The sequence below is a fragment of the Actinophytocola xinjiangensis genome (assembly GCF_001921215.1).
GTDB classification, from domain to species: Bacteria; Actinomycetota; Actinomycetes; order Mycobacteriales; family Pseudonocardiaceae; genus Actinophytocola; species Actinophytocola xinjiangensis.
This window is the reverse complement of record NZ_MSIF01000006.1, coordinates 199,522-222,303: the sequence shown is the minus strand read 5'-3', so window position 1 is coordinate 222,303 and position 22,782 is coordinate 199,522. Positions and strand designations below refer to the sequence as shown.

At 69.5% G+C, this 22,782-nt stretch carries 8 protein-coding genes and 1 pseudogene; 3 read left to right on the top strand and 6 right to left on the bottom strand.

Annotated elements, in window-relative coordinates:
- Positions 1-49 precede the first annotated feature (49 nt).
- Entirely contained in the window at positions 50-868 is an 819-nt protein-coding gene (locus BLA60_RS15500) for a metallophosphoesterase (RefSeq protein ID WP_075133714.1), read from the bottom strand.
- A 317-nt stretch (positions 869-1,185) separates the two neighbouring features.
- On the opposite strand from BLA60_RS15500, the gene BLA60_RS15495 reads away from it, so the two are divergent.
- Both BLA60_RS15495 and BLA60_RS15490 read left to right on the top strand, forming a co-directional pair.
- Entirely contained in the window at positions 1,186-4,164 is a 2,979-nt protein-coding gene (locus BLA60_RS15495; protein WP_075133569.1) for a helix-turn-helix transcriptional regulator, read from the top strand.
- Between the two features lie 114 nt (positions 4,165-4,278).
- Positions 4,279-8,229, top strand: coding sequence for a S8 family serine peptidase (locus BLA60_RS15490; RefSeq protein WP_075133568.1), 3,951 nt, complete (start codon positions 4,279-4,281; stop codon positions 8,227-8,229).
- Between the two features lie 641 nt (positions 8,230-8,870).
- Here the strand turns inward: BLA60_RS15490 and BLA60_RS15485 are convergent.
- From BLA60_RS15485 to BLA60_RS15475, 3 genes are all read right to left on the bottom strand, one after another.
- On the bottom strand, positions 8,871-12,347 hold the full coding sequence (locus tag BLA60_RS15485) for an alpha-glucuronidase family glycosyl hydrolase (RefSeq protein ID WP_075133713.1): 3,477 nt from the start codon (positions 12,345-12,347) through the stop codon (positions 8,871-8,873).
- Between the two features lie 165 nt (positions 12,348-12,512).
- Positions 12,513-13,802, bottom strand: a complete 1,290-nt coding sequence (locus BLA60_RS15480) for a ricin-type beta-trefoil lectin domain protein (RefSeq protein ID WP_075133567.1) — start codon at positions 13,800-13,802, stop codon at positions 12,513-12,515.
- Between the two features lie 69 nt (positions 13,803-13,871).
- Positions 13,872-16,757 (bottom strand): glycoside hydrolase family 9 protein, encoded by a 2,886-nt coding sequence (locus BLA60_RS15475; RefSeq protein ID WP_075133566.1) that lies wholly within the window; start codon positions 16,755-16,757, stop codon positions 13,872-13,874.
- Positions 16,758-16,945: 188 nt separating this feature from the next.
- Between BLA60_RS15475 and BLA60_RS43275 the strand changes: the two are divergent.
- Positions 16,946-17,068: pseudogene (locus BLA60_RS43275) on the top strand (transposase); the annotation flags it as partial.
- A gap of 257 nt (positions 17,069-17,325) precedes the next feature.
- Here BLA60_RS43275 and BLA60_RS15465 read toward each other — a convergent pair.
- Together BLA60_RS15465 and BLA60_RS15460 are read right to left on the bottom strand one after the other, a co-directional pair.
- Positions 17,326-17,949, bottom strand: coding sequence for a hypothetical protein (locus BLA60_RS15465; protein ID WP_084734968.1), 624 nt, complete (start codon positions 17,947-17,949; stop codon positions 17,326-17,328).
- A gap of 2 nt (positions 17,950-17,951) precedes the next feature.
- Complete coding sequence (locus BLA60_RS15460; RefSeq protein WP_075133565.1) at positions 17,952-22,730, bottom strand: hypothetical protein; 4,779 nt, start codon at positions 22,728-22,730, stop codon at positions 17,952-17,954.
- Positions 22,731-22,782 lie beyond the last annotated feature (52 nt).

Below are 22,782 nucleotides of genomic sequence, written 5' to 3'. Positions count from 1 at the left end.
GGCTTCCGTGACGTGGCTGACCTTTGACGAACCTTCCCGACCCGATCGTTCAGCGCGGGCTGGGTGTCGCGGCGTGGACAGTGGCGTCGTCGAAGACCAACGGTTGCCAGTGGGCGGCGCCGGTTCGGCCGTGCCCCGGATCGACGCCGATGAACAGGCGTCCTCCGACGCGCACCCGGACGTGCCGGGCGTGCCAGTCGACGGCCGCGCGCTGGCGGACCCTGCCCGTGCAGCGCCAGCGTTGGTCGGCGAAACGCACGACGGTCGAGTGCCCGTGGAGCTGACCGAACGGCACGATGCCCCGGTAGGCCATCCAGGGTTCGTGCAGTGCCGCGCCGGACTCCGCCCACAGGGGACCCGCCCCGTCGTCGCGCGCGTGTTCGCCGGTGCGCCAGATCAACTCCGGGCACTCGTTGAGCAACTCCGCCGCCAGGACCGCCGACCTGGGTTCGCCCAGTTCCTGCCAGCCGCTGAGGGTCAGCCCGGCGTGGGTCACCAGCAACTCGTCACCGTCGGCTGTGCGAACGGCGGCGGCCACTCGCACGCGCTCGCCCGCCCACCATCCGCGAAGCCGGGCCACACCCTCCTCGCCGAGGGGATCGGGCCAGAACACGGCCGCGCCGGGCAGGTACTGCGATTCGTGGTTGCCGAGGAGCTGGATCCACTGACGAGGCTGCTCGTCCAGCAGCCTCTCCACGATGTCGAGCACCCCCGCGCTGTCCGGGCCACGATCGACGAGATCACCGACCTGGATCACCACGAGATCGGGAGGCAGCCGCCCCCCGCCGTCGGCACCCAGCCAGTTCAGGGCCTGACGCAACTGGTCCGCATGCCCTCCGACATCGCCGACCGCGGCGACTCTTCCCATCGTCACTCCCGAGAACTTCCCGACACCGTCCAGCGTACGGACCCTCGCACCGCTTGCCCCGGCCGCGAGGTCGCCTCCGGACCCGACTCGGCCGGCACCGGACCGGATCGTGCGGCCACGACGTCCCACCGAGGGGTTGGCAGCGTTTGCCGCGTCGGGTGTTTGGGGGTGTCCGGCTGGCCGTCGTCGAGGTCCACCCACCTCCTGTGAGGATCATCACCCGCATCAGGCGGTCACGGCTGTCGACTCTGGTGCTGACGACGGTCACGGGCTTTGATGGGCTGACGACCAGCGGATTCTGTCGGAGAGGACGCGGTATGCAGCCCCAGTCGCAGCGCGAACCGTCGCCGCCGGCGTGGCCCGTCACCGGTCGTGACGACCTCGTGGCGCGCATGGTCGAGGCCATCGTGGCCGGCCCCACGCTGGTGCTGATCGAGGGCGAACCGGGCATCGGCAAGACACGGTTGCTGCGCGAGGTGCTTGGGCATCCGGACGTCGCCGAGCGCCGCCAGGTGGTCGGCGTCTGTCCGCCGCTGGATCGGCCGTTCCCGCTGGGCGCGGCTGTCGACGGGGTGCGTCGGCTCCGCGACCGGCTCGGGCACGCCGACCTGCGGTCCTTCGGCCTGAGCAACCTCTGCGGCGCGCTGCTCCCGCTGTTTCCCGAGTGGGCGGGTGAACTGCCCTCGGCGCCGGAACCGCTGGACGACAGTGCCGCCACCCGGCACCGCCTGTTGCGGGCGCTCACCGAGCTGGTGGCGCGGCTGGGTGCTGACCTCGTCGTCATCGAGAACGCGCAGTGGGCCGACCGGGCGACCATCGAATGGCTGCTGCTGCTGGCCAGCGACCTGGACAGCGAGTGCTCGCTGATCGTCACCTACCGGCCGGCGGACGTCGACCGGGACTCCCTGCTGTGGGGGCTGACCTCCCGCATGCCGGAGTCGCACGCCCTGCTCCGGGTCGCGCCCGGCCCGCTCGACGTCGATCAGGCCCGCCGGCTGATCGACGACGTGCTGGGTGGCGACGGGGTTTCCGAGGAACTCGCGGCTCTCATCCACGACCACACCGATGGTGTTCCACTGGCCGTCGAGGCGACGGTGCGGCTGCTGCGGGACCGCGACGCCGGTCCGCTCTCCACGGGCACCGTGAACCGACAGGTGTTGTCGCAGTTGACTGTTCCCCGCACCATCGCCGACTCGGTGCGGGAACGGCTGTCCCGGCTGCCACCGGAGGCCGTGCGGCTGCTGGAGGCCGCCGCGGTGCTGGCCCATCCCGCCGACGGGACCGTCCTCGCCGAGGTGGCGGCCCTGCGGCCGGAGCAAGGCGAACTGGCCCTGGACGCGGCGCTGAAGTCCGGAATCCTCGGCGAAACCGGTGTCGCCACCTACGGTTTCCGGCACGCGCTGTCCGCCCGTGCGGTGCTCGACACGGTCCCGCCGTCCGGGGTGCGGACCCGGCACGCCCGGGCCGCGGAGTCACTGCGGCGCCATCACCCGCAGGCCCTGGACCAACTGGCCAGGCACTCCCGCGGCGCCGGCGACATCGAGGCCTGGTGCCGCTACGGCGAGGCGAGCGCCGATCGGGCGGTCGCCGCGGGCGACGGCCGCGGTGCCTTCCTCACACTGCTCGAACTGGTCGAGGAGGCGAACCACCCGATCGACCGGCACCTGCGGCTCGTCGACAAGCTGGGTGACGCCTGGTTCTACGGCGAGGACGCACTCGGGGGGTTTGCCGACCGGGTGATGACGGCGGTCCGGGAGCTGCTCGGGTCGGTGGACTGCGGCCCGGGGGAGCGGGGCGAGTTGCGGCTGCGGCTGGGCCGGGCGCTGTGGAGCGCCGGCCGGGCCCGCGAGGCGATCGCCGAGTTCGAGGCGTCGGTACCGGACCTCGAAGTCCACCGCCCCGACCTCGCGGTCCGGTCGATGCTCAACCTCGCCTTCCCGTTCACGCCCGGCTGGGCGCCCGAGCGGCATCTGCGGTGGCTGACCCGGGCCACCGACCTGGTCACCGCGGCGGGCAGCCCGGTGGAGCGGGCAGCCACCGCCGCGCACCGGTCAACGTTGTTGCTGTTGTTCGGTGAGGAGGCGGCCTGGCCAGGGCCGGAACCCTCAGCGGGGTTGACACCGTCGCAACGGGCCGCGACAGCGTCCCGGATCGTGGACCACGCCATCGCCACCCTGGCCTGGGGTCGCTGTCCCGCCGTCCGTCACCTGCTCGACGACGCCGGGCGGATCATGGCGGACACGGGCGCGAGTCTGCCAGCACTGGCCCTCAGCGTGCAGGTGGTCGATGCCGGCTTGCGGTGGCACACCGGCAACTGGGACGGACTGCTCGAGGAGGCGACCGCGCTCGCCTTCCGCGCCGTCCGGCGGGACGAGCGGATGTGGGCCTACGCGGTGGCCGGCCAGCTGGCCATCGCCACCGGCTCCCACACGGTCGCCGAACGGCACCTGCGGGCCGCGGTCGACAACGGCGCCGGTGCCGTCCTCATGCCGCAGCACACGATCGCGCCTGGCGCGCTGGCCCGGCTGCTGCTCGGCCGGCGCCGGGTCGACGACGCCCTGCGGGTCACCGAACCGGTGCTGGCGGTCGTCGCCGACAAGGCGGTCTGGCACTGGTCGGCCGACATCCTCGGCGTGCACGTGGAGAGCCTCCTCGCCGCCGGCCGAGGGCAGGAGGCCCAGCGCCTGATCGACGCGGTGGCGGACTGGCACCGCGGCCGCCGGATCCCGGCGTCGGCAGCTGCGCTCACCGTCTGCCGAGGGTTGCTCGTCCAGGGCCGCGACCCGGTCGGAGCGGCCCGGCTGTTCTGTGACGCGGCCCGGCAGTGGGCCGAGTTGCCACGCCCGTACGACGCCTTGCTCGCCGCCGAACGCCAGAGTCGGTGCCTGCTCGCCGCAGGCGAGCTGTCGGAGGCGGTCGCCCTGCTGCGCGAGACCGAGCAGCGGTTGCGGGACCTGGGAGCGAGCTGGGACGCCGACCGGGTGGTGTACACGCTGCGTGAGTACAACGTGGAGATCGCCCGGACCTGGCGCCGCGGCCCGCAGGGTTACGGTGACGAACTGTCGCCTCGGGAGATCCAGGTGATCGAACACGCGGCCCGCGGGATGACGAACAAGGAGATCGCCGTCGCCCTGTTCATCAGCCCACGGACCGTTGGCCAACATCTGTCGAAGGCGATGCAGAAGACGGGCGTGGCCTCGCGGACCGCCCTGGTCGTGGCCGCCACGCACGCGGGGCTGATCCGGCCGCCGTCGCCGGCCGGGCAGAAGCCGGGCGGCCAGGTGCCTGCCAGGTGACCGGCCGGTAGGTCATAACTAATAGGTCATCTGACCGCTCGACCGGTCGGGTGAGCTCGGGGATTCTCCGGATCCATGAGAACTCACCATCCGCCGCGCCGCACAGCGCGTGTCATGACCGCGCTGTCCGTGGCCGGCCTGACGCTCTCCCTGCTGGTGGCGGTGTCGCCCCCGGTCGCGGGAGCGGTGGCCGAACCGGGCAGCGGGACAACGGCCGCTGACAAGATCGGACCGGACCTGACCAAGAGGTTCGCGGCCGCGCCCGACGAGGCGCAGGACTTCTGGATCACCTTCACCGCCGATGCGGACACCACCGCCGCCCGGGATGTGCGGTCCTGGGACAACCGGGGCGCGCTGGTGGTGGACCGGCTGCGTGCCACCGCGAAGGACAGCCAGGCCGCGACGATCGCGCGGTTGAAGAAAGCGAAGGTCGAGTACACCTCCGTCTGGATCACCAACGCGGTCCGGGTCGAGGACGGCTCACTGGGCCTGGCCCACGCCCTGGCCGCCGACCCGGGCGTCGACCGGATCCTCCCGCCGCAGGAGTACCAGCCCCCGGCCCCGGTCTCCTCGGAACCCAGCGAGAGCCGGGTCGGCGTCAACGCCGAGGCCGAGCCCGAATGGGGAGTGAAGAACATCCGGGCCGATCAGGTGTGGCGGGACTACGGGGTACGCGGCGACGGAATCGTCATCGGCAGCCTCGACACGGGTGTGCAGTTCGACCACCCCGCCCTGGCCAGTTCCTACCGCGGCTACCACAACGACGGCACGTTCAGCCACGACTACAACTGGTTCGACGCCTCCGGCGTTTCCGGTTCCCCGACCGACAGCAGCGGCCACGGCACCCACACCGTCGGCACGATGGTCGGTGACGACGGTGCCGCCAACCGGACCGGTGTGGCCCCTGGCGCGACCTGGATCGCCGCGAACGGGTGCGCGATCTGCTCCGACACCGACCTGATCGCCTCGGCCCAGTGGATGCTCGCACCGACGAAGGTCGACGGCACCGCCCCCGACCCGAGCAAGCGACCCGACATCATCAACAACTCGTGGGGATCGAGGGTCCCGTCCAACGACCCGTTCATGGAGGACATCCAGCAGGCCTGGGCCGACGCGGGCATCTTCGGGGTGTGGTCCAACGGCAACAACGGCCCGGACTGCGCGACCTCCAGCTCCCCCGGCTCCCGCACCATCAACTACTCGGTCGGCGCCTACGACGTGAACAACACCATCGCCCCGTTCTCCTCCCGCGGCGCCGGGCAGGACGGCGAGATCAAGCCGAACATCTCGGCGCCGGGCGTGAACGTCCGGTCCAGCGTGCCGGGGGGCCGCTACGCCCTCTTCAACGGCACCTCGATGGCCGCGCCGCACGTCGCCGGTGCGATCGCGCTGCTCTGGGCGGCAGACCCCGCCCTGGTCGGCGATGTGGCGGGCACCCGGCAGTTGCTGGACTCGACGGCCGTCGACACCGCGGACGCCCAGTGCGGCGGCACCGCCGAGGACAACAATGTCTACGGCGAGGGCCGGCTCGACGCGATGGCACTGCTTGAGGAGACGGACCAGGGTTCGTTCGGCACGCTCACGGGCACCGTCGCGAGCACGTCCGGTGCGGCTGTGCCCGGCGCCACCATCCAGCTCACCGCGGGTTCGACCGTCCGCTCGTCCCGTTCCGACGACACCGGCGCGTTCACCCTCAAGATTCCGGCGGGTGAGTACAGCGCCACAGTGACGGCCTTCGGATTCGAGGAGGCCACCGAGACCGTGACCGTCACCGCCGGTGGCACCGCCACCCTGGCGGTGTCGTTGGTGGCGTTACCCGGCTACACGATCACCGGCCGGGTCGTCGACGAGAGCAACGGGACCGGCCTGCCGAACGCCAGCGTGACGGTGGCCGGCTCGGTCTACGGGGCGACCACCGACCTCGACGGCAACTACACGATCAAGAACGTGCCGGCCCCGCGCACGCACCTGGTCTCGATCGACGCGGGCATCTGCGGCGACCGGAAGATCTTCCGCAGCGTCGACCTGGTGGACGCGGACGTGTCGCTCGGGCCGGTCGTGGTCCCGCGGCGCGCGATCGACGGTCGAACCATGTCCCAGATCGGCACGCCGTATGGCTACGACTGCGTCGTCGAGAAGCGCACCTGGACACCAGGAACGGACCGGGTCGAACTGACGCCGAACCCTGACGCCCACAATGCGGTGTCGGCCGAACTCGCACTTCCGTTCGAGTTCCGGTATCAGGGCTACCCCACGACGAAGGTCGAGGTGAAGAACCACACCACCGGGATTACCGAACTCGGCTTCTGTGTCGACGAACCGCGCTGGCATGCGATCCGGCCCGACGACAACTGCGCACCGACTCCCAGAATTCAGCTCGATGACCTGTTGTGGCTGGTGGAAGGTGCGGAGGTGCGGACCGCGACGGCCGGCAGCGCGCCGCACCGGACGTTCACCGTCGAGTTCCACAACTTCGTGGTCGCCAAGACCACCTCGAGGATCGACCTCGCCGTCGTCCTGTACGAGGGCGGCGACATCACCATCGGTGCCGATCGCGTCGACACTGAGGTGCCCGAGTCGATGACCGGCGGCAAAGTGGTCTTCATGACCGGCAGCAGCGGCAGCCCCACCACCATGGCCTGCTGCACAACCGACTACATCCAGGACCCGCACGCCGGAAACTGGCAATGGCGGACCAACGACACGCAGATGCGGATCGATCTTCCCGACACGGGCCTGGTGCAGGGCACCGTCACCGACGCCGCGACCCGTAAGCCGATCGCGGGAGCGTCGGTCGACATCGTGGACGACCACGGGCGGCTGCGGTGGCGTTACCGCACCGACTCGCGCGGCCGGTACCGCGCGGAGATCTTCACCGGGCAGCGCTACACCGTCTCGGCGATGAAACCCGGTGGCTACCCGACCCGGTCGGCCACCGCGACCGCCGGCATCACGGCGGCCCAGACGTCCGCCACCGCCAACCTGTCGCTGACCTCGGCGACGCCCACTGTGAGAACCGTCCAGGCGAGCGCCGGGTCGACCACCTTCAAGCTCGAGAACAAGGGCAAGGAGCAGTTCGACTGGCAGGCGTCGGTCCGCAACCCGGTGGACTCGGCCGCCCCCGCCACTGCGACCCGCAGGGTGAACATTCCCTTCGGGATGTACTCGATGGCGATCGAGGAGGCCGACGACAGCTGGTGGGTCGCCCTCGCGAAGCTCGACGGCACCCACAGGATCGCCGAATACACCACCGGTGGGGTGGCCACCGGGCGGACCATCCCGACCGAGGCGATCATGCGCTCGCTCGGCGTCGACCCCCGCACAGTGGATGTGCGGGACCTTGCCTTCGTCGACGCCCTGGAGGAGATCTGCTTCGTCGTCAACATGAACTTCAACGGCATCCTCTGTGCCAAGGCCGCCACCGGCCAACTGGCCCGGACCATGAGGTTCGACATCCCACAGGAAGGTGGCATCAACGGGTTGGCATACGACGAGGCCACTGACCGGTTCTTCGTGGAACTCGACCCCGGGCCCGACACCCGACGCGAACTCGGCACGGACATCCTGACAGTGGCCGGGTGGCGCAGTGCCGATGCCGGAGCCGTGCGGAACCGGTGTGTGATGTACGGCGTCGACGGGATCGGCCTGGCCTACCAACCCGGGTCGGGGTCCCTCTGGAAGACCACGCGGGGCGTTCTCGCGACGCCGCCGTACCTGGTGCGGGTGGACCCGCGATCGTGCATCGAGCTGGCGGCGCACCGCCTCGCCGCCGGGACGCCGCTGTTGCTCCGGGGCACCGACATCCGCGACGACGGCACGCTCCTCAGTACCGGTTTCGCGACCGAGGCGATCCTGGAGCACTCCACCGGCGACGACCTGCTCGCCTCCGCGCCCTGGCTCAAACTGTCCCAGACCAGCGGGGTGCAGGGCCGCAAGGCGACATCGATCACCGCCACCCTCGACGCCGACCGACTTCCGCCCGGCGTCACCGGCCACGTCGAGGTGGTGGTCAGAGGTAACGGCGGAGAGAACCAGGAGCTGACCGTCCCGGTCCAAGTCCCCTGACAGCACAAGCCCTCCAAGGCTAGCGGGCCGTCCGGCGATCCGCGCACCCACACCGGTGGGCGATGCCACCGGGGTCGAGCATCCACCGCTCGGCCCCGGTGGCGTCAATGCCGTGGCCGATGGTGCCGTCGTTGACGAGGGTGACCTCGAACAGGTCGCCGACGAGCCCGGCGTGCTCGGTGCCACACGTTTCGCTGGCGGATCAGCGGGAACCGTCAAGCCGATTCACGCCGGCCGCGCTCGTGGAGCCGGCCGATGCCGTACGGGCGCTGCTGACCGATCCGGAGTCGCCGGCCGCACACCAGGACACGACCCCCGCCGGGGAGACCGCCGAGGCCGTCCCCGCCGAATGAGTCGCCCGACCACTACCAGAACGGATTGACCAACCATGAGCGAAGACCAACATCGTGCCGTGTCGGTGTTCGACACCATGCCGGTATGGGAACGGTCGTCGGCGACGCGGTCGCCGCACAACGCCGTCGAGCGGCTCGGCACACGCGGTACTGGGTCGCCGAGCACCACAAACACACCCTGCGTCGCCTCGTCGACACCCGACCACAGCCGCGCTGATCGAAACTGTCGGTAGTTTCGATGAGATCACAGCGTAGTCCAGATTCGTGCCCGCGGTTGGTTGGGCGGAGCTATCCGATGTACTCGCCCCGGCTATCGATTCGGAAGTAGTCGAAGGCGGCGTCGAGGTCGGTCGAGGTTCCGGCGCGATTGAACGACAGCATTCCCGCGCTCGTCGGTTCGGTGGCCAGCGTCGTCGTGCCCATGTACTTGTAGACGGTTCCGTCGTTCGAGTAGTAGGCCTTGTAGGTGTTCCCTGTCTTCGTGAGCCTGAGCCAGATGGCGCCGCCTTCGCCGACGAGGCGCTGTGCCGCCGCGCCGGTGACCTGCATGGCGGTCGCCACGCCGTTCTCCTCCCGTAGCAGTACCACGCGGAGCTTGTTGACCGGCGCCTTCGCGTCACCCATCTCCCAGGCCAGCTTCACGTAGTTGTCGTCGTCGGCGTAGGCGACAACGCCACCCTGCTCGTTGTCCGTGGCCAGCGGCCTGGAGAAGACGACCCGCGATTCCGCCGTCCAGTCCCCGTTCACGTCCTGCAGTGCGATGTTCCGCGCGGTGTTCACGCTGCCCTGCAGGTCGCCGTTCTGGGACGTGACGGTCAGCGCGCCGTCCCCGGGACGCCACCTGCCGGCGTCCTCGCGCACCCAGTGCCACTGGGCTCCCAACTCGGACGAGGTGAACTCGTCGCTTCCGGTGATCGCCGTGGGGAACCGGACGGTGTACACAGTGGACGTCTCACCGTTCGTGACAGTCACCGTCGCCTGCCCGGTGGGTGTGCTCGCCTGCTCGACGGCGACCGTGGCGGCGGGATCGCTCGCGACCGCCGCCACCGCCGGGACCGAACCCGCATCGGCCGGCAGCACCGCGTTGTACGCGAGGACGTCCGCCCGGAACGACGCGAGCGCCGAGCCGTTCACCGTCAGGCTCTCGAGCGTCGTGTCGCGCACCATGGTGAAGACGTGGTCCTTCACCAGCGGACCGAAGAAGTCGTTCTTGGTGACTCGCACGACGGCCCGCCCCGGCACACCGGCCGGCTGCGAGATGATCTCGTACCGGGCCGCGGTGTCGGCCGTGGACACGTGCGTGACGTGTGGCGAAGCGCCCGCGGCCACGGGAATCGGGTAGGACGCGGCGGACAGGTCGAACCCGCCGAACGTGCGCCCGCCCACGTCGATCGTGATCGACAGCGGACCGCCGTCCACCGGGACGGGCCTGCCGCTGAACTCCTGCCAGTAGTTCACGCAGGTGTCCCGCCAGTCGGCGGCGTCGGCTTCGTGCTTGGCGAGCTTCGCCCTGACCTCGGCGAAGCGCCGGGCATCGAGGTACGGTTCGAGCGCGTCCCACGTGTGCCGCATCCCGGTCACATACTGCACGCCCATCTGGTAGCGGTGGACCAGCTCGTCCCAGAAGATCCGGCCGCTGCGCATCCGGTGGTCCCACGGCACGTGGTGGAACCACATCATCAGGTTCTCCGGAACGGTGTCGATGTCGCCGTACTTCGCCGCCAGGGTGGGGAAGTACTGCGCGGCGAGGTCGCTGCCGGTGGGTGACCGGTCATACCCCAGCCCGACGCTGTCCGCCTTGTTGTAGTGGACCGGGCTCCAGTCGTCGTTGCCGAACCACACCGAGGGCCCGGGTCCGTAGTGGTCGGCCGGGTTGCTGAACTCGAACTGGTGCCCGATGCCCAGCGGCGTCTGGTAGCTCACCAGCGCCTCCCACGAGCCCATCATCATCGCGACGATGGTCTCGACCACGTCGTCGCGGTTGTTCCACGTCATCCGGACCCAGTCCGTCGCGATGTCCTCCGCGTCCAGCGTCCAGTCCCACGCCAGGCGGCCGAAGGCGAACAGGTTGGCCTGGGAGAAATGGTGTCCGGTCAGGTTGTCGGCGTTGCCCAGGTTGGCCACACCGACGACGGCGGTGTCCCGGTGGCCCTGTGCGGAACCGTCGACGATGTTGCCCACCCGGCGCTTGTCCAGCAACCGCCCCTGCCTGTCGGTGGCATACGTGTCGGTCGTCAGCACCTCCTCCCACATGGGCCCCAGGTAGGTGAGCATCGTGCCCTGGCCGGTGTACTCCTGGGTGATCTGCAGCTCGATCGCCTGGTTGGTGTTCTCCATGCGGCCGAACATCGGGTGGATCGGCTCCCTCGCCTGGAAGTCCAGAGGACCGTTCTTCGTCTGGAGGAAGACGTTGTCCGCGAACCGGCCCCTCGTTCCGTCCGGCTGAGGTTCGTCGTCGATCGGTGCGAACTCCAGATACGCCCTCTTCAGCCGGTCGGTGTCCACATCAGGGTTGTAGACGAAGGTTCGCCAGAAGATCGTCATTCCCAGGGGTGCCACCGCCGCCGCGAGGCCGTTGGCGCCGTCCCCGTGGTCCTTGCCGTGATCCTGCGGTCCCGGCTGCCCTTCGGAGTTGGCCTTCACGGTGAAACCGATGAAATCCGGTATGGCCGCCTGCAGTTCGCGGGCGCGCCGGTTCCACCAGCCCTGGAACTCCGTGCTCGTCGGGTCCAACTGCTCCCTCGTCAGGGTGTCCGGCGCGAACCGCTGGTCCAGCGGTGCCGCGTAGTTGGCCGACACCGCCAACCTGATGCCGTAGGGGCGCAGGGCGTCGGCGAGCGCGGCTTCCTGCTGGATGTAGGCGCGCGTGAGGTAGACGGGGTTGGCGTTGACGTTGTTGATCGTGATGCCGGTGATCCCCACGGACGCCAACGCCCGCGCCGCCACGATGTAGCGGTCGAGGATGACCGGCAGGTTCAGGTGGGCGCTGGCTCCGGTGGCGGCGAAGTTGAAGATCGCTCCGGTCTCGCCGCCCAGCCCGCCGTCCCCCAACTCGTCGTTGCCGGCGTAGAGGCGCTCGGTCTCCCAGTAGTTCAGGTGGCGGTGTTCGACCTTGGGCGAGCCGGAGATGTTCAGGTTCGCGATGGGCCGCTGTGTCTGCAGGTGCCGCAGGAAGGCGAACGTCCCGTACAGCGCTCCGACGTCGGTGTTGGCGGCGATGACGGTGACCTCGTGCCGGCCCCGTGAGACCGAACGGATGAGGTAGCCCTCGGCACCGACCGACGCCAGATCGCGCGCGGAGACGTACCGGCGCACGACCGTCGAGCTGTCCCGGGTCCCCACGACCACGGCGCCGTCGGGAACCTGACCGCCCCGGTCGGACCACACCGGGACGTCGCGGTCCAGCAGCCCGCCAAGACCCCTGGTCAGCTCGTTCCTGGCAGCCTCAAGAGTGGTCTCCACCAGCCGTTCGGCCGATCCCGTCGCCATGGTCAGGTTCGGCGTGTGCCGGTGCGCCTTGTTCCGGCCGGCGTTCTCCACGACGACCGTGCTGATCGCCTCCCGGTACCGACGAAGCAAACCCGGATCGTCGACCCGTGGGTACCGCATCCACATGCTCGAGCCGTCGTAGCCGTCACCGTAGGGGTCCTCCGGCACCGGGGCCGCGGCCGCTGACGTCCCCGGCAGCAACCCGACGAGCATCAGGAACGCCACGAACAACACGGGAATTCCACGGCACTGCCGGGGGCCTGCACCTGTGCCCATCACGGATTCCTCCTCCAGGGCCATGTCGAAGCGCGTTGACCTGTCTCGAAAGTTTCGCATTCGTCCCGCCGTGAGGCGCGATTCCGGAAGTTGCACCGGAAATGGTTTCGGGGCCGCTGTGCGGCAGCCGACCGCGGTGCCCACGGTGGGCGCCCGCCGGTCCGGTCAGGCCTTGGCCCAGCGTTGGCCGGCGCCGCCGTTGCAGGTCGCCACGGTCACGGCCGCGTTGTTCGCGGTGCCGGAGACGTCCAGGCACAGTCCGGTCGCGACGTTGGTGATCGTGCCACTGGTCGTGACGTTCCACTGTTGGTTGGCGCCGCCGTGGCAGTCCCAGATCTGCACCCGGGCGCCGGAGACGGCGTTGGTGGGCGCGTCCAGGCACTTGCCCAGCACCTGCAGCGCCTGCCCGCTCTGCGTGAACTGCTGGTTGGTGTTGGTGTGGCAGTCCCAGAGGATCAACTGGGTGCCGTTCGCCGAGCTCGCGCCGGTGACGTCCAGGCACCGGCCGGAGGACTCGCCGCGCAGCCGGAACGCGGTCGGCGTCGGCGTCGTGTCTCCGGTGAAGAACGTCCACACCTCGGCGGAGGTCCAGGTGCGCCAGCCCTCGCCGCCGCCGTCGACGGGACCGGGAGTGTGGCCTCCGTCGAAGGCGGCCCAGACGACCGGATACCCGGCTCGGCAGCCCGAGTACGCGGTGACGATGTGCGTGCGACTGCCCGCCGATGGTTCGCGCGGACTCTGTGCGGTGCAGCCGTTGTTCCTGACGAACGTGTCCCGCAGCGCGCGACCCGACGAGATGGTGAGCACCGAGTCGCTGATGCCGTGGATCCCCATGTAGGCGATCGGCTGCGTGCCGCCGCTGCACCCGCTCAGCTGCGCACCGGAGTAGACCGCGACCGCGCGGAACACGGTCGCCCGGCCGCAGGCGAGTGCGTAGCTCATGCCGCCGCCGTAGCTGAAGCCCAGTGCGAAGCGCTGTGCCGTGTCGACGCACAGGTCGTTCTCGATCTGCCTGATCATGTCGTCGGTGAAGGTGACGTCCTGGCCGCCGGGGTTGGCCCAGCCGTTCCCGTTGCCCTGGGGTGCGACGAAGATCGCGGTGTTGTTCGCCAGCCGCCGCAGTCCGTAGTAGGACCAGTTGTAGCCGTCGGTGCCGCCGGAGTCGACGTCGTTCGCGGTGCCGCCCCGCCAGTGGTACCCGAAGATCAGCCGGTACTGGGTGTTGTTGTCGTAGTTGTCGGGCAGCCTCAGGATGAAGGAGCGGTTCTGGCCGCCGCTCTGGATCGTGTGTGTGCCGCTGGTCAGTGTCGGGGCCTTGCCACAGCCGGGAGACGCGGCGAGCGTGCCGATGTCCGTGGGTGCGGGCCGGGCCTCGGCCACACCGACACCGGCGAGAACCAGTGCGGCGGCGGCGATCGGCGCCCACCACCGGCCGAGGCGATGCGTTCCTTTCATGAGGTGCTCCTATCCGCCGCGATGAGTCGTACTCATCGCGGCGTTTCGACGTGTGTGCGTGCCTCGGGGTCAGGCCCTCGAGCAGGGCTGTCCGTTGACCGTGAAGTCGGTCGGCTCCGCGTGCGGCGGGGACGACGAGGCGTTGAACCCGACCTGCACCGAACCGCCGGCCGACACCGCGCTGTTCCACGACAGGGGCGTCGCGGTGACCGCGGCGCCGGTCTGCGTCCAGGTCGCCGACCACCCCTCGGTGATCCTCTGGGTGCCTGGCCAGGTGAAGCGCAGTGTCCACGTGTCCCAGTTCGTACCGCTGGTGTTGGTGATGGTGGCGTTCCCGGTCAGTCCGGTGCTCCATCCGGTCGCCTGGTAGACGATCCTGCAGTACGTCTGGCCGTCCGGTGCGGTGGTCACCGAGACCGCCCCGGAGAGCGCGGACGTGAGTCCCGCCCCGTTGCGGGCCTGCACGGCGAGCCGGTACGCGGTGTTCGGCGCCAACCCGGTCAGCGTCGCGGACGTGCCGCCGACGGTGGTGATCACCCGCCGGGTCTCGCCCTCGACTGAGATGACGTCGTAGCTGCTGACTCCGCTCTCCTGGTCGCTGGACGCGGTCCAGGTCAGCGTCGCGCCCGTCGCGGTGACGTTGGCGGCCACCGGGGTGCCCGGCGTGGTCGGGGGAGTGCTGTCGGGCGGGACCGGCGAGGCCGACTTCTCCGCGGCCCAGTTGGCGATCCACGCCAGCGCCGAGTTCCAGTTGATGGTGACCTCGTTGAGCGAGTACGCCTCGATGTGGTCCACGAAGCACTTCTGTGGCTTGCAGCCCTGGAGCATGCGTTCCGCGACGGGGTCCTGCAACCCGCTGTTCGGGCCACCGGAGAGTGCGCCGGCAGGAGCGGTGGGCAGGGTCGGGTCGAGCTGGTTGGCCCAGTGCCGGTGGTGGACGTTGCGCACCGGTTGCCCGCCATACCCGCTGACGTAGGAGTAGCTCACCGGGTTGCGGCCGAACAGGTAGTGCAGCGCCTCGTACACGCCATCGCGGTACTTGGCCGCGCCGGTGAAGTCGTGCGCGAGCGCGAGCACCGAAGCGTTGTTGGCGACCAGGCCGTTCGAGCCCCAGACGTAGGTGCCGTCCGGCTCCCGGTACGGCGCGGGGTAACCCTGCGACGCCATCTGGTTCAGGTGCTTGTCGGCGGCGGCCACGAACGCCGCCCTGATCGCCTCGACGTCCGCCGCGGGCAGACCGGTGGGCACCAGTGCGAGCGTGATGTCACCGAGCGGACCGGTGTAACCCCAGTCGTAGCCCCGGTCGTTGATCGACACTCCCTTGTAGAGGGTCGAGCCGGTCACGTCCGCGCGGTAGCCGGCCTCGCTGGTCGTCGCGTACAGTTCCGCGGCGGCCCAGTAGAACTCGTCGGTGAGGGTGGTGTCGGAGTACGCGCCCCCGCCGGTGCTGTCGTTCGGGTCCGCGATCTTGTTCGGGTTCGCCTTCGCCGCCGTGTACGCCTTCGTCGCCGAGGCCAGCGCCCTGGCCGAGAACGCCGGGTCGATGGTCTTCCAGATGCGGGCTGCCTGCGCCGCGACCGCCGCCGTGTTCAGTGTCGCCGCGGTGCTGGTCGCGGACAGCCGGCGGGGCTGGCTGTCCTGGTGGGGCAGCGTGGGCAGGGCGGTCCAGTTCTCGTCGTGGACCTTGTGGTGCACCATGCCGTCCGGCGCCTGCATCTTCAGCAGGAACTCGACCTCCCAGCGGGCCTCGTCGAGGATGTCGGGCACCCCGTTGGCCTTCTCCGGGATGGCGAGCTTGCCGTCGCCCAGTGCGGCGGCGTCGCCGATCAGCTGTGCGCGCTCGTAGGTGTTGAGCACCTGCCACGCCGAGATACCGCCGTTGACGACGTACTTGCCGTGGTCTCCCGCGTCGTACCAGCCGCCGCGCACGTCCAGCGTGTAGCCACAGTTCAGGCCGGACCGGCAGGACACGGTGTTGTCGCCCTGGTTGGGCGCGACGTTGAGGTGGCCGGCAGGCCGCGCGTACGCGGCGTCGACGTACTGCGCGTCGATCGCGATGCCGCTGCGCTGGTGGTAGAAGAACGCCAGCGAGTCGTAACGCAGTTCCCTGATCGGGTCGGCGGAAATGCCGAACGGGAAACTGGTTTCCCCATCGACGGTCAGCGTGTACCCAGTGCCCACCGTGTCGTAGGACGAGAAGTCGATCAGGTGCACCGGGTCGCCGGACAGCCCGTCGACGCCCTTCGGCGTGCTCTGGCCTGTGGCCACGGTCGTGCCGGCGGAGTTCTTCAGCACCCAGGTCTGCGGGGTGGTCGCACCGGACACGAGGGTGGCGTGCTTGGGCAGACCCGGTACGTACGCGACCTGGTCGACCTGGACCTTCTTCGTCGGCGCGCCGGGCCCGCCGGGCGGGATCACGCCGCCGACCAGGGAGATGTTGTCCACGCAGACGGTGTTGTTCGCCGTGTTGCCGCCGAGCTGGAAGGTGATCTGGCCGTTGCCCGAATCCGGGAAGTCCAGCTGTGAGGTGAACGTGAAGGTGTGCTTCTGCTTGCTCGTGGTCAGCTGGACCTCGTGCCGGGCGATCGTCCGGTACGGGCTGACCCCTTCACCCGCGTTGGCCGCGATGCGCTGGGGCGTGGTGGCGTAGGCGTCGAAGGACATCGTGTACTGCTGCCCGGCCTCGAACGGCACTCCGTTCTGGCCGATCAGGGCGTCCCACGGGTTCGTCGTGCCGCCGGTGACCGAGGCGCACAGCTCGCCGTCGACGAGTCGGTTGGTCACTCCGGCGCTCGCCCACCACGGCTCGGCCGTACCCGCGCTGAAGGTGCCGTTGAGAATCCGCTCGTAGTTCGCGGCCTGGGCGGAACCGGAGGTGAACGTGGCCACGAAGACGGCCAGGGCAAGGGCGGCGGAGGCGCGAAGGCGTCGCCGGGCAGGGAACAGCGATCTCATGGGGACTGGATCTCCTCCGTCTGCGGTGACGGTTGGCGAGATGCTCTGGGAGCGCTCCCAATGAGCCTAGGTCGGTGCTTTCGTCTCCGCAAGAGTCGGATTGATCCGAGCGAGGGCGGTCCTCAACTGGAGCCGGGCGACACCCGCTGGGTACGACCTGGCCGCAGGGCCAGTGTGAGCTGGAGAGCACGTTCGAACCGCGGATCGTGAAGAAAAAGCAACGGCGGCTCACGGTGGTGGACGAAATCGTGCTGTCGCTGTATGCGAAAGGAATGACCACCGGCGAAATCTCCGCACATTTCGCCGAAATCCCGTCCAACGTTGACCAGCGCCATATCCCGCATACGCCGCGAGGATTGTAGGACTGTGATCGGAAGCTGGCGCGTCACCGCGCGACGGCGACCGACCCGTCCGGCTCCGCCGTGGCCATCGGCGGCAAGGTCGTCCAGTACCGCCGAGGCGAAACGCGCGAGGGTGCTCAGCACGGCAGCTTTGCTCCAAGCTCCTTGTCCACGAGCTGAAGTGGCGGTAGCGCGGTGTCGATCCGCTCCCGGCATCCACACCACTGTCAGTGGGGTCGGCTGAGTCGCCGTCGCAGGTCTTCGATCTCCACGAGGAACTCCTGGGCTACTGTGAGTGATTCCTCGGTCACCGTGCCGCCGCCGCTGTGGCTCGCCGTGGCGCGGTCTTCTTTCTCGAGCCAGGCGAGGTGCGCGGTGTGGTGCGCGTGCAGGCCCGCGAGCAGTGAGTCCGCGGCGCGCGTGACCGGGCTGTCCGCTGTCGGGTAGTACTCGACGACGAAGACGGTCGGCCGGCCCGCCTCGAGCTCGCTGAGGCGGTAGCAGAGGAACTTGCCGCCGAAACCGGCCCGGTCGTTGACGCACTGCACGATCGGCAGGAGATCCGGGTCGCGGGCCACGACGTCCCGTTCGTTCTTGCTCATCGGGTTCGGCTCGGGCGGGCCGCCGCGGTCGAGCGGCGTGGCCAGTTTCGCCGGCTGGTTGGTGAAGTGGAACAACAGTTCCGGGTCGGCCTCGTACAGCAGGAAGAACTCGTCGGGGAGGTCGACGCCGTAGCACTCGCGCAGAACCTCGCGGGGGCCGAGGCCGGTCCCGTACAGCGCCCGCGCCAGGCGCGCCATCGAAGGGTAGTCGTCCCGCGACGCCGCCGCGCGGAGGTTGTCAATGTTCACCGCTACCCTCTTTCGCGCCTGCGCCGTTCGCGGTCGATCGTCTTCAGCAGACTGCTCAGCGGGCGCCAGACGCTCTTGAGCTCATCGACCGTCATGGCGTTGATGATGCCCTTGGCCAACTCGTCGGCCTTGGCGAGGGCCTCCTGCGCGGCCTCCCGTCCGCGCGCGGGCAGTCCGTCGGCGAGAGTGGCGACGGCGTCGCGGAGCTTGCCCAGCTGGGCCTGGATCTCCGGGCTGCTCGCGGTCAGCTTCGGCTTGTCCGCCATCAGCAGCACGACGTCCTCGACGTGGGTGAAGATCTTGTCCTGGAGGTCGCCTCTGAACTTCTCCTGCCCGCTCCTGGTCAGCCCGGCCAGTCCCGGTGTGGCCATGGTGAACTCCCTGGCGAGGTTCACGGCGCTGAGCATGGTCTGCGACTGCATGATCATCGCGTAGGCGCTGTGTGCGCGGCGGATAGTGCCGGTCTCCTCGGGTTTGCCCGAGGCGTCGGGGGTGAGCTCCTTGCCCCGTTGTGCGGCGCGGACGTGGGCTGGGGTCTGTTCCAGGCGGCGCGCGACGTCGCCGGGTGCCGGGCTCGTCACGGTGCTCACCTCCGGCACGAAGACGATCGTGAAGTCGGGACCGAAGACCTCCATCAGCTTGTTGCGCAGGAAGCGGCCCTCGGCGGCGCCGATGCCGTAGATCTCGCCCTGTGCCGCCATCAGCGCCCTGGCCCTGGTGTCCTGGAAGATGCCGCGGAGGCGGCCCGCGCGGTTCTCGAACGCCTTGATCAGCATGTTGGGTTCGGTCGGGTAGAGCATCTGCGGGTACTTCTCGTTGATCGCGATCCGGGCGGCCCGGTCGATCTCGTTGAACTGGACGGTCAGCTGCTCCTTGCGCTTGGCTCCCCGGCCGGCCCACTGGTACCCGGCGAAGTGGTAGCCGCCGACGACGAGCAGCGGGTCCTCTGCCATCTCGTCGAGCACCTTCTTGTACGCGGCGAGCACACCCATCGCGTTCTTGGCCGCGACCCCGGTGTCGGCGTCCTGACCCACGACGTACACCGCGTCGTTCATGTCCTTGAGCACGCTCACCGCCTGGTCGGTGTAGGACGAGTTGAGCACCTCCTGGCGGAAGAGGCCGTACGGCAGCGCCTTCTTGTCCCGCAGGCCCTTCTCGTTGTTCTCGGCGAACTTCCGCAGGTCCGCGTCCTGGAGGTCGTTGTAGGCCGAGCGGACCTCGGAGAAGGGGACCGTGTCCTGCGTGCCGCGTTTGACCCACCTCGGTGTCCAGATGAACCCGAACACGGCCAGGAGGAGCTCGGGCGTCTTCTTCACGTCCCCGACGGCAGTGCTGATCTCTTTCTTGCCCTTCGCCGGGTCCAGGTGTTCGAGCCCGTTGACACCGATGACGACCGCGGTCCGTGCCGCCGCGATGTCCTTGGCGCCGCCCTCCCAGCCCGCGGTGAGGTACCGCGTGGCGATGTCCGGCTTCTTGGTCACCTCGTCGGGGATGGCCGCGATGGTGATGACGAAGCCGGTCCGGCGGTCGAGCCCTTCCATCGGGATGTGGTGCGGGCTGAGCTGTTCGAAGGCGCCTTCGCGCCTGCTGATGGTGAACTCGCCCTTGGCCCTGGCGATCTCGTAGGGGAACAGCTCCTCCGGCCGGGTCTGCGCCTCCGGGTTGATGGAGAGCCGGATCGCGTAGGAGTCCTTGCCGATTTTCTTGAGCTGGATCGACCTGAGCTTGTGCCGCCGTTTGATGGCGGGAAGCTTGCGCTTGATGCTCTCCGGCGTCGCCTCGTTGTCCTTCAGCAGGCGGGTGGCCTCGCGCAGCGCGGCGTCCAGGGAGCGCTTCTTCTTTTTCTTGTCGCGCGCGTCGCGCTTGTCGCGGCGGCGGTCCCTGCGGCGGTCCGGGCGCCTCTTCCTGGGCCCGCGCCGGTCGTCGTCGCGGCGGCGCCGCCTGCGTGTCCGGTCCCGGGCGGGACGGCGCGGCTTGTCCGGGCGCTTCTTCTTCGGCTTGACCTTGGGCTTGAGCTTGACGCCCAGTTTCTTCAGCAGGCCACCGATCTTGTCGATGACCCAGTCGATGGCGCGCTTCACTGGTCGTGCGATCTGGTGGAAGATCTGCTTGACCCGGCCGCCGATGCCGCCGATGCCGAGGAGCGCGGCCAGTGCGCCGATCAGCACCGGGATCGAGCGGGCGAGGGCCCGGACGACGAGTCCCGCGACGTTCGCGGCGCCGCGGGCGATGGCGATCACCGCGTCCAGGACCGCGTTGACGAACTCGATGATCTGGCGTGCCTGCGTCACGATGAAGCGGACGATGTCGATGATCATCTTGCAGGCGCGGATGAACGCCGAGGCCGGGTTGAACAACGACACGATCCAGGTGACCCCCGCGATGATGATCGTTGGCAACAGGTACTGGACCAGCTTGCCGATCAGGTCCTTCTTCAGGTCGCCGACCCGCGACCTCAGGTCCGTCCACATGCCCGCCACGCCGCGTTTCTTTACCTCGACGACGATCGGGATGGCGTCCTTGCCGGTCTCCGCCGCGGCCATGGTCTTCGGGGAGACCTTGCGGGACAGGCGAGCGCGGATCGTGGGCCAGTTCAGGCCCAGCAGCCCGGCGATCATCACCAGGATGCCGAGGATGTCGAACGTGGCGGGCAGTTGGAGGCCACCGCCGACGCCCGAGCCCAGCAGCCAGGCCAGCACACCCTGCTGCAGGTAGCGGCCAGCGTCCTTCATGAACAGCCGCAGGCCGCCGCCGACGCCGGAGACGAGCCTGCCGAGGAAGCCGATCGGGTCGCGCAGGATCAGGCCGACCGCCGAGGCGGCCTTGCGGAGCACGCCCATCAGCAGGCGGCCCAGTTCCTTGATCGTGTTGATGACGCCGCCGATCGCGGCCGCGGCCTTGGAGACCAGGCCCTTGTTCTTCTCCTTCTCCGCCGCGATCTCCTCGTCGACCGCCTTGACCGCGTCCGTGTACCTGGTGGCCAGCGCGTCGACGAGCTGGGTGCCCTTGTCGTTGACCGAGTCCTGCAGTGAGTCGAACTGGCCCTCGAAGTCGGCGGCCGCCTCCTTGCCGATGGCCTTGAGGTCCTTGGGGAGTCTGTCGAGCGCGTCCTTGAGCTCCTTGCGGCCCTTGGCGATGCGGTCCTTGGCCTTCTTCAGCTCACCGACGACAATGTCGGCGACGTCGGATATGACCTGGCGCATCGCGGTCAGGTAGTTGTCGCGGGCGCGTTCGTAGATCCGGTTGGCCTCCTCCGGCAGGTCCGCGAACAGGTCCTTGACCCACCGGGCTTTGCCGGTAAGCCCCGAGTACCGGCGGTCCTTGTACTCGTCCATGCCGCGGGTGTGCTCGTCGGTGAACCGGTCCCGTGCCCGTTTCTCCCCCTTGGTGAACTGGTCGTCGACCTTCTTGTCCAGGTCGGCCAGGGTCTTCTCGACGTCGCTCTTGGTGTCGTCGAAGACTTTCTGCAGCAGCGCGGTGACCTGGGCGCGTTTGTCCTCGTCGCGGCCCTTCGTGCCCTCCTTGCCCGTGGTGACCTGCCTGCCGCAGTTCACGCGGGTGGCGTGCATGCCGCCCATCGCCGCCGTGCCGTTCTGCGCGGCGGCGCCCTTGACCTTCTTCAGTTCGCGGGATTCACCGGCACGCAGCTGCTTGGGCGCGGCCTTCGAGTGGGCCTCCATCTCCTTCTTGTCGCCCACGGCCTTGTCGAAGGACTTCTCCTTCGACTTCGTGAACGACAGCTGCTCCTCGGTGACGCCCGCGGCCGCCATCTGGTCGTTGACCTTCTTCGGGCCCGCCGACATGTCCGTCGCCGACGGTGGCAGCACGTCGGGCGCGGCCTGGTTCGGGTTCGGGACACCCGGCTTACCCGGCACCTTGTCGGCCGCCAGCGGCACGACCGCCTTGGCATCCGGCGCCGGCTGCGGCGTCGCGGCGGTGGTGTCCGCGATCTCGCAGGCCGCGGCGTCCTTGCCCTCGCCGACCTTGCCCTGGACCTCGGTCTTGACCTCCTCCGCCTTGCCCGAGTCGCCGAAGTTGTCGGCCTCGTCGAGGTTCTTCGGGGCCCGGTCCTTGATCGCCTTCTCCACCGCGGCGATGAACGACGCCTTGTCGAACTCCTTCGGCTGCGCGGCGTCCATGTCCTCGGCGTGGGCCGCCTTGCCACGGGCCTCCTGGTCGTCGTCGGGCGCCGCCGCCGCGCCCTGCGCCGCGTCCGCCTCCGTCGCCGCGGGCGGGTGGCTCGTGCCGATGCGGCGTTTCTTGGCGCCGACGTCCTTCTTCAACGCCTGGAACTTCGGGTCCTCGCCCGGCGACCGAGCGCCGGCCGCCTCCTCCTTCGTCTCCTTGTCGCCGCGTGCCGAGACCTGACCCGTGTCCTTCTTGCCGGGCGCCGGCGCGGGTGGCGCCTTGGCCTTCCGCACGGGCTTCGGCTTCTGCTGCTTCGCCGGTTGCTGCCGCTGCTTCGCTGGTTGCTGCCGCTGCTCCGGCGGCGCGGTGGCCTGGGCCGCGACGGCCTGGTTGCCGACCAGATTCTGCCCGGCCAGCAGCATCTGCCCGGCCCACCCGGACGCGTCGGGCTTCGCACCGCGCGGCAGGCCACCCATCGCGGCCGTCACCGCCGCGTTGCCCGCCCGCGCGCGTGCCGCCACCACAGCGGCCGGACCGGACTCCATCGCCGTACCGCCCTGCGGGCCGCGCACGTCGGCGAGCGCCGCGACGTCCGGCGCGGGCGACACCGCCTTCGCCGGGCGCGACGTACGGATCTTGACAGGTTGCGGCATGCGGCGCTGATCACCCCGGATGTGCTGGTGGCACGAGGGTCGCAGCCGCGCG

Coding starts and splice junctions, on each gene's coding strand:
- BLA60_RS15500 (WP_075133714.1), bottom strand. CDS start 868: ATGGGAAGAGTCGCCGCGGTCGGCGATGTCGGAGGGCATGCGGACCAG.
- BLA60_RS15495 (WP_075133569.1), top strand. CDS start 1,186: ATGCAGCCCCAGTCGCAGCGCGAACCGTCGCCGCCGGCGTGGCCCGTC.
- BLA60_RS15490 (WP_075133568.1), top strand. CDS start 4,279: ATGACCGCGCTGTCCGTGGCCGGCCTGACGCTCTCCCTGCTGGTGGCG.
- BLA60_RS15485 (WP_075133713.1), bottom strand. CDS start 12,347: ATGGGCACAGGTGCAGGCCCCCGGCAGTGCCGTGGAATTCCCGTGTTG.
- BLA60_RS15480 (WP_075133567.1), bottom strand. CDS start 13,802: ATGAAAGGAACGCATCGCCTCGGCCGGTGGTGGGCGCCGATCGCCGCC.
- BLA60_RS15475 (WP_075133566.1), bottom strand. CDS start 16,757: ATGAGATCGCTGTTCCCTGCCCGGCGACGCCTTCGCGCCTCCGCCGCC.
- BLA60_RS15460 (WP_075133565.1), bottom strand. CDS start 22,730: ATGCCGCAACCTGTCAAGATCCGTACGTCGCGCCCGGCGAAGGCGGTG.